This is a genomic window from Nocardioides sp., from assembly GCF_036401255.1.
Lineage (GTDB): Bacteria > Actinomycetota > Actinomycetes > Propionibacteriales > Nocardioidaceae > Nocardioides.
On record NZ_DASWVI010000017.1, the window covers coordinates 1 to 8,338 of the forward strand.

At 71.8% G+C, this 8,338-nt stretch carries 7 protein-coding genes and 1 riboswitch; of the genes, 3 read left to right on the forward strand and 4 right to left on the reverse strand.

Features of this window, described 5'->3' with window-relative positions:
- A partial coding sequence (locus tag VGD85_RS23140) for a HEAT repeat domain-containing protein (protein ID WP_414690734.1) occupies positions 1-175 on the reverse strand: 175 nt, incomplete at its 3' end.
- Between the two features lie 204 nt (positions 176-379).
- On the opposite strand from VGD85_RS23140, the gene VGD85_RS00560 reads away from it, so the two are divergent.
- Genes VGD85_RS00560 through VGD85_RS00570 form a run of 3 tightly spaced genes read left to right on the forward strand, consistent with a single transcriptional unit; the run spans position 380 to position 3,314 of the window.
- Positions 380-1,666, forward strand: a complete 1,287-nt coding sequence (locus VGD85_RS00560) for an amidohydrolase (RefSeq protein ID WP_331061499.1) — start codon at positions 380-382, stop codon at positions 1,664-1,666.
- 9 nt (positions 1,667-1,675) lie between these two features.
- Positions 1,676-2,308: a trimeric intracellular cation channel family protein gene (locus tag VGD85_RS00565; protein WP_331061500.1), complete on the forward strand. Its 633-nt coding sequence runs from the start codon at positions 1,676-1,678 to the stop codon at positions 2,306-2,308.
- Positions 2,309-2,357: 49 nt separating this feature from the next.
- Positions 2,358-3,314 (forward strand): NAD(P)-dependent alcohol dehydrogenase, encoded by a 957-nt coding sequence (locus tag VGD85_RS00570; protein ID WP_331061501.1) that lies wholly within the window; start codon positions 2,358-2,360, stop codon positions 3,312-3,314.
- Between the two features lie 52 nt (positions 3,315-3,366).
- On the opposite strand, the gene VGD85_RS00575 is transcribed toward VGD85_RS00570, so the two are convergent.
- The 3 genes from VGD85_RS00575 to VGD85_RS00585 form a co-directional block, all read right to left on the reverse strand.
- Positions 3,367-4,389: a ribonucleotide-diphosphate reductase subunit beta gene (locus VGD85_RS00575; RefSeq protein WP_331061502.1), complete on the reverse strand. Its 1,023-nt coding sequence runs from the start codon at positions 4,387-4,389 to the stop codon at positions 3,367-3,369.
- Positions 4,386-6,761 (reverse strand): ribonucleoside-diphosphate reductase subunit alpha, encoded by a 2,376-nt coding sequence (locus tag VGD85_RS00580; RefSeq protein WP_331061503.1) that lies wholly within the window; start codon positions 6,759-6,761, stop codon positions 4,386-4,388. The genes VGD85_RS00575 and VGD85_RS00580 overlap by 4 nt, the downstream gene beginning before the upstream one ends.
- A 133-nt stretch (positions 6,762-6,894) precedes the next feature.
- Positions 6,895-7,128: riboswitch (cobalamin riboswitch) on the reverse strand.
- Between the two features lie 64 nt (positions 7,129-7,192).
- Positions 7,193-8,338: PLP-dependent aminotransferase family protein (locus tag VGD85_RS00585; protein WP_331061504.1), on the reverse strand; the 1,146-nt coding region annotated here is incomplete at its 5' end.

Consider the following 8,338-nt stretch of genomic DNA (forward strand, 5'->3'; position numbering starts at 1 on the left):
CGATGGCTCGGCCCCGCAGAGCGGGGTCTGGATCGTCCGCTGCCTGGAGCAGCGGCGGCAAGGTATCGGGGTCCTGCAGCCGCTTCAACGCAGACGCCGCGCCACGGCGCTGTTCCGGCGTTCCATTCGCGAGCAGGTCCAGGATGCGCGAGGTGGGCGTCCGCAGCGTCTTCAACGCGGCCGTGACCTCGACCTCCAGACAGCCACTCGAAGGGTCCCCGTTCGCGGCCTCGCTGTTGAGCGCAGGTCAGTCCCCGGGCCGCTCGAGACGGCCCGAATCGGCCGCAGAGCGGCGCGGTGCGAGGCCAGCAACGGGGTACGGAGGACTGGTCCGGCACTTCTCGGAGCGCGACGAACCACCGACCCAGGAGCCTGCACCATGTCAGCCTCATCTTCATCGGTCCTTGCCTGTCTGGACGGCGTTCGTGGCTGGCAGGGTGAGCTCTACCGCGACCTGCACGCCCATCCGGAGCTCTCACATCAGGAGCACCGCACCGCACGCCTGGTGGCCGGCCGCCTGACGGAGTCCCGCTGCGAGGTCCACGAAGGCGTGGGTGGCACCGGAGTCGTGGGCGTGTTGCACAACGGCGACGGCCCGGTGGTGTTGCTACGTGCCGACATGGACGCGCTGCCGGTCCTGGAAGCGACCGGCCTGACCTACGCGAGCGTCGAGAAGGCGACGGTCGACGGCGCCGAGGTGCCGGTCATGCACGCCTGCGGCCACGACGTCCACGTCGCCTGCCTGCTGGGCGCGGTCGACGTGCTGGCACGGACGCAGTCGCACTGGGCCGGCACCGTGGTCGCGGTGTTCCAACCCGCTGAGGAGGTTGCCGACGGCGCCCGCGGCATGATCGAGGACGGCCTGGTCGACCTCGTGGGCCCCGTCGACGTGGCCCTGTGCCAGCACGTGCTCCCCTTCCCCGCCGGGCACGTCGCCACCCGGCCTGGCCCGACCCTGGCGGCCGCAGACAGCATGCGGATCACCGTCCACGGGCGCGGAGCACACGGCTCGATGCCCCATGCCGCGGTCGACCCGGTCGTCCTCGCGGCGATGATCGTCGTGCGCCTGCAGACGGTGGTGGCCCGTGAGGTCCGACCAGGTGATCCCGCCGTGGTGACCGTCGGCAGCATCCAGGCCGGGACGAAGAGCAACGTCATCCCCGACTCCGCCACGATCCTGCTCAACATCCGCACCTACGGCGAAGCGACACGTACGGCGATCCTGGACGCTGTCGAGCGCATCGTGAACGCCGAGTGCGCCGCCTCGGGATCGCCGGCGCCCGCGGAGTTCGAGCTCTTCGACCGGTTCCCGGTGACCGACAACGACCGCCAGGTCACCGAGCGCGTCGCCGCGGCGTTCGCCGACCACTTCGGCGACCGAGCCGGTGAGCTGCCACTGCAGACCGCCAGCGAGGACTTCAGCGACATCCCGACCGCCTTCGGCGTGCCCTACACCTACTGGGGCATCGGCGGGATCGACCCGGCCCTCTACGGCAAGGCCGAGGCTGCAGGCCGGATCGCCCAGGACCTCCCGGTCAACCACTCCGCCGAGTTCGGCCCGGTCATCGAACCCACCCTCGAGACCGGCACCACTGCACTCGTCGTCGCGGCGCTCGCCTGGCTGACGCCGGTCGGCGGTGCGGACCAGGCCGGCTCGAAGGCGTAGCCGAGTCCGGTGAGCACCGAGCCGACGTTGCTGCTCGTCCTCGACCTCTGCGGCACCTTCGCCTTCGCGCTCAACGGCGCTCTGACCGCGCTGCGAGTGGTGCGCCTCGACATCGTCGGTGTGCTGACCCTCGGCGTGATCACCGCGATCGGCGGCGGGATCGTCCGCGACATCGTCATCGACGCACTGCCTCCGGCCACGTTCAGCGACTGGCGCTATCTGGCCGTCGCCGCCGCCGGCAGTCTGCTCGCCTTCGGTCTCGGATCCCGGCTCGACCGGTGGGCCGGCGCGATCACGCTCCTGGATGCTGCCGGGCTGAGCCTGTTCGCAGTCACCGGCGCGAGCAAGGCCCTCGACCTCGGGATCGGGCCGGTCCAGGCAGTGATCCTCGGAGCGATCACCGGCGCCGGCGGCGGCACCATCCGTGATGTCCTGATCCAACGGGTGCCCACCGTGCTGCGCAGCGAGCTCTACGCCATCCCGGCCCTCCTGGGCGCCACCATCACGGTCATCGCCAGCCGCACCGACTCCTACGGGCTCCCCGCCGCGATCGCAGCGGCCGTTGCGTGCTTCGCCCTCCGGATGCTCGGCGTGCGGTTCGGCCTGAACGCTCCCCGGCCACCCCGGCCGCCTCGGGCCTGACCAGCGGCCGCCGCGAGACCATGGAGCGACCGCGAGCGGAGGAGGGCCGATGAGGGCGGTGGTCTACGACCGGTACGGCGGGCCGGAGGTGCTCCGGGTGGAGGAGGTTCGGGCACCCGCCCCCGGCAACGGGCAGGTGCTGGTGCGCGTAGCGGCGACCTCGGTCAACCTCAGCGACTGGGAGTGCCTGCGCGGGTCGCCGGCGTACGCCCGCATCGGCGGCCTGCGCTCACCGGCGAGGAGGGTGCTGGGGTCGGACATCGCGGGCGTGGTCGAGGGCGTGGGGGAGGGCGTCACCCGGTTCCGGGCCGGTGACGAGGTGTACGGCGACAACCTCGCCCTCAAGGGCGGCTTCGCGGAGTACGCCGTGGTCCCCGCGTCGGCGCTGGCCCACAAGCCGCACGGTCTGGGGCTCGTGGCGGCCTCGACCATCCCACAGGCCGGGGCGATCGCCCTGCAGGGCACGCGCTGGGCCACGCCGGGCGCGCGGGTGCTCGTCAACGGTGCCGGCGGCGGGTCCGGCGCTTTCGTAATCCAGCTGGCCAAGCGCGCCGGCGCCCACGTCACCGGCGTCGACAACGCGGAGAAGCAGGACTTCATGCGCTCCGTGGGCGCCGACGAGGTGCTCGACTACGCCCGGGACGACTTCACCCGGACCGGCCAGGGCTTCGACCTGGTCGTCGACCTCGTCGCCCACCGGTCGGTGCTCGCCTATCGACGCGCCCTGGCCCGCCACGGCCGTTACCGCTGCGTCGGCGGCTCGGTGCCCACGATGCTCAGCGTGCTCACGGCCGGGTCGCTGCTCGGCGCCGTGACCCGCCGGTCCATCGGCGTGCTCGCGGTCCGGCAGGGCCCCGAGCACTTCGGCCCGCTCGGCGACCTGTGCGCCGCCGGCGAGGTGGTGTGCCACGTCGACCGCACCTTCACCCTCGACGAGGTGCCGGCCGCGCTCGCCCACGTCGGCGAGGGCCACGCGCTCGGCAAGGTGGTGGTCGTCCCCGGCTGAGCGCAGATGCCGGGACGCCGGCCGAGTGGCGTCGGCGCCCCGGCGTCGGTCGCTAGAAGTCCTCGTCGAAGCCGACCGTCCCGCTGACCCCGACCTGGTAGGCGGAGACCTTGCGCTCGAAGAAGTTCGAGAGCTCCTGGACATCCTGCAGCTCCATGAACGCCAGCGGGTTCTTCGAGCCGTAGATCGGCGGCAGGTCGAGTCGCTCCATGCGGCGGTCGGCGACGTGCTCGAGGTAGGAGCGCATGTCGGCCGAGGACAGGCCGGCGACGCCACCGCCGAGCAGGTCCTCGGCGAACTGTGCCTCCGCGTCGACGCCGTCGATCAGCATCTGGCGCACCTGGGCGGCCATCTCCTCGTCGAAGAGCTCGGGCTCCTCCCCGCGCACGGTGTCCACGACGTCGAAGGCGAACGCCATGTGCATCGACTCGTCACGGAACACCCAGTTGGTGCCGGACGCGAGCCCGTTGAGCAGGCCGCGGGAGCGCAGGAAGTAGACGTACGCGAACGCGCCGTAGAAGAACAGGCCCTCGATCACGGCCGCGAAGCAGATCAGGTTCAGCAGGAACCTCCGCCGGTGCTCCGGGGTCTCCAGGGCGTCGAGGTCGAAGACCGAGTCGATCCAGCGGAAGCAGAAGTCGGCCTTGGTCTTGATCGAGGGGATGTTGTCGACGGCCGCGAACGCCTCGTGCCGCTCGGCCTCGTCGGGGACGTAGGTGTCGAGCAGCGTCAGGTAGAACTGCATGTGCACCGCCTCCTCGAACAGCTGGCGGGACAGGTAGAGCCGGCCCTCGGGGCAGTTGATGTGCTGGTAGAGGTTCAGCACCAGGTTGTTGGCCACGATGGTGTCGCCGGTCGCGAAGAACGCCACGAGCCGCGAGACCAGGTGTCGTTCGGCGTCGCTGAGCCGCGGCAGGTCCTTCAGATCGGAGTGCAGGTCCACCTCCTCGACCGTCCAGGTGTTCTTGATCGCGTCGCGGTAGCGGTCGTAGAAGTGCGGGTAGCGCATCGGACGCAGGGTCAGGTTCATGCCCGGGTCGAGCAGCATCGTGGTGTTCTCGTGGGTGATGGTCACTGGCAGGCCTCGCAGTTCTCGGGGTTCTCCAGGGAGCACGCGAGCGCCTCCTGGTCGACGGTGGTGATGGTCGGGGCGACCGCGGAGACGGTCGTCTGCTGGATGCGCGTCGCGGGGCGCGAACGCAGGTAGTACGTCGTCTTCAGCCCGGACTTCCAGGCGTGCAGGTACATCGACGAGAGCTTCCCGATCGACGGCCCGGCGATGAAGAGGTTGAGCGACTGGCTCTGGTCGACGTACGGCGCACGCTCGGCCGCCAGGTCGATCAGGGCCCGCTGCGGCAGCTCCCAGGCGGTGCGGAACAGGGTGCGCACGTCCTCGGGCAGCTGCGTCACCCCCTGGACCGAGCCGTCGGCGCGCTTGATCGCCTCCCGCACCTCGGCGGTCCACAGGCCCCGCTCCTTGAGCTCGCGGACCAGGGCGTTGTTGACCTGGAGGAACTCACCCGACAGCGTCTCGCGCTTGAACAGGTTGGACACCTGCGGCTCGACGCACTCGTAGCAGCCCGCGATCGAGGCGATCGTCGCCGTCGGCGCGATCGCGATCAGCAGCGAGTTGCGCAGGCCGTGCTCGGCGACCTGCTCGCGCAGCGCCGACCAGCGCTCGGCCTGCGTCGGCGACACGCCCCACAGGTCCGGTTGCAGCACGCCGCGGGCGGCTCTCGTGGCGTCGTACGCCGGGTGTGGCCCGTGGGTCCGCGCCAGCTCGCACGAGACCTCGAGCGCGGTCAGGTGGATCTCCTCCTGGATGCGCGTGGACAGCTCGCGGGCCTGATCGGAGTCGAAGGGCAGCCGGAGCGCGAAGAGCACGTCCTGCAGCCCCATCAGGCCGAGGCCGACCGGTCGCCACCGCGGGTTCGACGCAGCGGCCTCGGCGCTCGGGTAGAAGTTGATGTCGATGACGCGGTCGAGCAGGGGCACCGCCGTACGCACGGTCTCGCGGAGCTTGTCCCAGTCGATGCCCGCGACACCGCCCGAGGACCGCAGGTGCTGGGCGAGGTTGACCGAGCCGAGGTTGCAGACCGCGGTCTCGCCGTCGGAGGAGACCTCGATGATCTCCGTGCACAGGTTCGACAGGTGCACCACCGGGCCACCGGGGGCGTCCTGGGTCTGGTTGCAGGTGCGGTTGGCCGCGTCCTTGAACGTCATCCAGCCGTTGCCCGTCTGGGCCAGGGTCCGCATCATCTTGCCGTACAGCTCGCGGGCACGGACCTGCCGGACGTAGCGGCCGTCGGCCTCGGCCTGCCGGTACGCCGTATCGAACGCCTCACCCCACAGGTCGGGCAGCTCCGGCACCTGGTCGGGGTCGATGAGCGACCACGGCTCGTCGGCCTCGACCCGGCGCATGAACTCGTCGGGGATCCAGTTGGCGAGGTTGAGGTTGTGCGTGCGCCGTGCCTCCTCGCCGGTGTTGTCGCGCAGCTCGAGGAACTCCTCGACGTCCGGGTGCCACGGCTCGAGGTAGACGCACGCGGCGCCCTTGCGCCGGCCGCCCTGGTTGACCGCGGCGACCGAGGAGTCGAGCGTGCGCAGGAACGGCACGATGCCGTGGGACTGCCCGTTGGTGCCGCGGATCAGCGCGCCGCGCGAGCGCACCCGCGAGAACGCGATGCCGATGCCGCCGGCGAACTTCGACAGCCTCGCGACCTGGCCGTAGCGGGAGTAGATCGAGTCCAGGTCGTCGCGGGGGCTGTCCACGAGGTAGCACGACGACATCTGGGTGTGCCGGGTGCCGGAGTTGAACAGCGTCGGGCTGCTGGGGAGGTAGGCCAGCGACGACATCAGCCGGTAGAACCCGATCGCCTCGCTGGTGCTCTGCGCGAGCCCGCACGCGACCCGCATCAGGAAGTACTGCGGGCTCTCGATCACCAGCCGGGTCGTCGGGTGGCGCAGCAGGTAGCGGTCGTAGACCGTGCGCAGCCCGAAGTACTCGAACCGCCGGTCCCCGTCGGGGTCGATCGCGAAGTCGAGCTTGCGGGCGTTGTCCTTGACGAACGCCGCCGTCGCGTCGCCGATCAGGCCCTCGGCGTGCCCCAGCGCGATCGCCTGGCTGAACGACGCGACGCCCTGGTTGCGCACCTCCTTCTCGACGTACCCGGCCAGCAGACGGGCCGCGAGCCGGGAGTACTGCGGCTCCTCGCCGATCATCTCCGCGGCCGTCTGGATCGACAGCCGGTCCAGCTCGGCGGTCGTCGCGCCGTCGTACAGGCCGCTGATCGTGCGGGTGGCGACCCGCATCGGGTCGACGTCGGACAGGTCCGCGCTGACGCGGTCGACCGCGCGCACGATCTTGTTGACGTCGACGGGTTCGCTGTCGCCGTTGCGTTTGCGCACCTGCATCGAGGTGCGCGTCGGGGTCTCGGTGACCGTCACTTCTCTCTCCTCGCGAGATCGGTCTCGAAGGACCGGGGGCCACGAGGAGGAGACGGTGTCGTCCCGAGCGCGAGCGGCGCACGCGGGAGTGCCAGCCGTCGGCCGTCCCACGAGGCCTCGGACCACCGCACCCGACGGGTGCGGTGCGCTGGCAGGTCTTCGGACTCGCGGGCGCGTCGCTCCGGCACGCACGTGCCGGCTCGACCCCTACTGGCCGTCGCTTCCCAAGCGCCCACGAGGGGCGCTCAGTGCTGATGACGGCGGTCGTTCCCACTCACCGCTGCGGGGCAGTCCCGGACTCACACCGGGTTCCCTCTTGCCTCGGCGCCCCTGGCTGGGACGTCGAACCAGCTGCGCTGAACACCATATGTAGTGGGGCGCCCTGGGGGCGGGAACCAGATGTTGGGTCGGCGTGTCGCGGCCGGCACGTCCTACGCCACCATCACCCGTCCCGTGCCGCCGGGCCCGGGCACCGGCCGCTCGCGTACGACGGCCCACGCCTCGGCGAGCCGGGCGACGCCCTCGACCAGGTCCTCGCCCGGGCGGGTCCACGGGATCCGGACGAACCGGTCGAGGCCGCCCTCGACCGCGAACACCGGGCCGGGCGGCACGATCACCCCGCGACGCTCGGCCTCGGCCGACACCGCCGACCCGAGGGCCTGGGGGAGCCGGCACCACAGCGCCAGCCCGCCACTCGGCACCCGGCAGGACCACTCCGGGAGCTGTGAACGCACGGCGCCGACCAGGGCGTCGCGCTGCACGCGCAGCCGGGCGCGGTTGTCCGCGAGCACGCCGGCGGGGTCGGCGAGCAGCCGGACCAGCACCAGCTGCTCCATCACCGGCGCACCGAGGTCCATGCTCACCCGCGCGCGGGTGAGCCGGTCCATGAGCCCCGGCGGCACCCGGATCCAGCCCAGTCGCAGTCCGCCCCAGAACCCCTTGCTCGCGCTGCCGATCGTGATCGTGTCCGGGGCGTACGCCGCGAACGGGCGCGGCATGTCCTGGCCCTCGAGCGGGAGCCACTGGTGGGCCTCGTCGACGATCGCCGTGACGTGCGCGCGGCGCAGGTGCCCGGCGTACTCCTCGCGCTGCTCGTCGGTCATCAGGTGTCCCGTGGGGTTCTGGAAGTCCGGGATCAGGTAGGCCAGACGCGGTGCGGTCTGCCGCAGCGCCGCGCCCACCGCGGCGAGGTCCCAGCCCTCGGGGTCGACCGGCACGGGCGTGAGCCGGGCGCCGCCGTGGCGCAGCGCGTCGGTGGCGTTCGGGTACACCGGCGACTCCACGAGCACCCGATCGCCTGGGGCGGTGAACGCCTGCGCGAGGATCGACGCCGCGCTCAACGCGCCGGGCGTGACCATGATCTGGTCGGGGCCGGTGGGCAGGCCGCGCGCGTCGTAGGTCGCGGCGATCGCCTGCTGGAGCTGGGGCAGGCCGGCCGGGAAGTAGCCGTGCCCGCCCAGGTACGCCGGCAGCTCGGCCGCGGCCTCGGCGTACGCCTTCGCCAGGCCCGCCGGGGCGGACGGCGCCGCGCAGTTCAGGTCGATCGCCTCGTCGTCGCCGGGCCGCGGCAGCAGGGC